The organism is Aquabacterium parvum (assembly GCF_001447195.1).
Taxonomy (GTDB): domain Bacteria; phylum Pseudomonadota; class Gammaproteobacteria; order Burkholderiales; family Burkholderiaceae_C; genus Aquabacterium; species Aquabacterium parvum.
The window spans coordinates 1-2,004 of sequence record NZ_LFRI01000364.1 but is presented as its reverse complement, the minus strand read 5'-3'; the positions used below and the strand labels follow the sequence as shown (position 1 = coordinate 2,004).

General features: G+C 50.4%; 1 protein-coding gene. It reads right to left on the bottom strand.

Annotated elements, in window-relative coordinates; all coding sequences use genetic code 11:
• Window positions 1-1,138: 1,138 nt before the first annotated feature.
• A complete protein-coding gene (locus ABG80_RS21540) occupies window positions 1,139-1,999 on the bottom strand; it encodes a broad-spectrum class A beta-lactamase TEM-116 (RefSeq protein ID WP_000027050.1) in 861 nt (286 codons plus the stop codon).
• Between the last annotated feature and the right edge of the window lie 5 nt (window positions 2,000-2,004).

The window sequence follows — 2,004 nt, the reverse complement described above, 5'->3', positions numbered from 1 at the left end:
AGCTTTATCCACTCACAATTCCACACAACATACGAGCCGGAAGCATAAAGTGTAAAGCCTGGGGTGCCTAATGAGTGAGCTAACTCACATTAATTGCGTTGCGCTCACTGCCCGCTTTCCAGTCGGGAAACCTGTCGTGCCAGCTGCATTAATGAATCGGCCAACGCGCGGGGAGAGGCGGTTTGCGTATTGGGCGCTCTTCCGCTTCCTCGCTCACTGACTCGCTGCGCTCGGTCGTTCGGCTGCGGCGAGCGGTATCAGCTCACTCAAAGGCGGTAATACGGTTATCCACAGAATCAGGGGATAACGCAGGAAAGAACATGTGAGCAAAAGGCCAGCAAAAGGCCAGGAACCGTAAAAAGGCCGCGTTGCTGGCGTTTTTCCATAGGCTCCGCCCCCCTGACGAGCATCACAAAAATCGACGCTCAAGTCAGAGGTGGCGAAACCCGACAGGACTATAAAGATACCAGGCGTTTCCCCCTGGAAGCTCCCTCGTGCGCTCTCCTGTTCCGACCCTGCCGCTTACCGGATACCTGTCCGCCTTTCTCCCTTCGGGAAGCGTGGCGCTTTCTCATAGCTCACGCTGTAGGTATCTCAGTTCGGTGTAGGTCGTTCGCTCCAAGCTGGGCTGTGTGCACGAACCCCCCGTTCAGCCCGACCGCTGCGCCTTATCCGGTAACTATCGTCTTGAGTCCAACCCGGTAAGACACGACTTATCGCCACTGGCAGCAGCCACTGGTAACAGGATTAGCAGAGCGAGGTATGTAGGCGGTGCTACAGAGTTCTTGAAGTGGTGGCCTAACTACGGCTACACTAGAAGAACAGTATTTGGTATCTGCGCTCTGCTGAAGCCAGTTACCTTCGGAAAAAGAGTTGGTAGCTCTTGATCCGGCAAACAAACCACCGCTGGTAGCGGTGGTTTTTTTGTTTGCAAGCAGCAGATTACGCGCAGAAAAAAAGGATCTCAAGAAGATCCTTTGATCTTTTCTACGGGGTCTGACGCTCAGTGGAACGAAAACTCACGTTAAGGGATTTTGGTCATGAGATTATCAAAAAGGATCTTCACCTAGATCCTTTTAAATTAAAAATGAAGTTTTAAATCAATCTAAAGTATATATGAGTAAACTTGGTCTGACAGTTACCAATGCTTAATCAGTGAGGCACCTATCTCAGCGATCTGTCTATTTCGTTCATCCATAGTTGCCTGACTCCCCGTCGTGTAGATAACTACGATACGGGAGGGCTTACCATCTGGCCCCAGTGCTGCAATGATACCGCGAGACCCACGCTCACCGGCTCCAGATTTATCAGCAATAAACCAGCCAGCCGGAAGGGCCGAGCGCAGAAGTGGTCCTGCAACTTTATCCGCCTCCATCCAGTCTATTAATTGTTGCCGGGAAGCTAGAGTAAGTAGTTCGCCAGTTAATAGTTTGCGCAACGTTGTTGCCATTGCTACAGGCATCGTGGTGTCACGCTCGTCGTTTGGTATGGCTTCATTCAGCTCCGGTTCCCAACGATCAAGGCGAGTTACATGATCCCCCATGTTGTGCAAAAAAGCGGTTAGCTCCTTCGGTCCTCCGATCGTTGTCAGAAGTAAGTTGGCCGCAGTGTTATCACTCATGGTTATGGCGGCACTGCATAATTCTCTTACTGTCATGCCATCCGTAAGATGCTTTTCTGTGACTGGTGAGTACTCAACCAAGTCATTCTGAGAATAGTGTATGCGGCGACCGAGTTGCTCTTGCCCGGCGTCAATACGGGATAATACCGCGCCACATAGCAGAACTTTAAAAGTGCTCATCATTGGAAAACGTTCTTCGGGGCGAAAACTCTCAAGGATCTTACCGCTGTTGAGATCCAGTTCGATGTAACCCACTCGTGCACCCAACTGATCTTCAGCATCTTTTACTTTCACCAGCGTTTCTGGGTGAGCAAAAACAGGAAGGCAAAATGCCGCAAAAAAGGGAATAAGGGCGACACGGAAATGTTGAATACTCATAAGCT

Coding starts and splice junctions, on each gene's coding strand:
- ABG80_RS21540 (WP_000027050.1), bottom strand. CDS start 1,999: ATGAGTATTCAACATTTCCGTGTCGCCCTTATTCCCTTTTTTGCGGCA.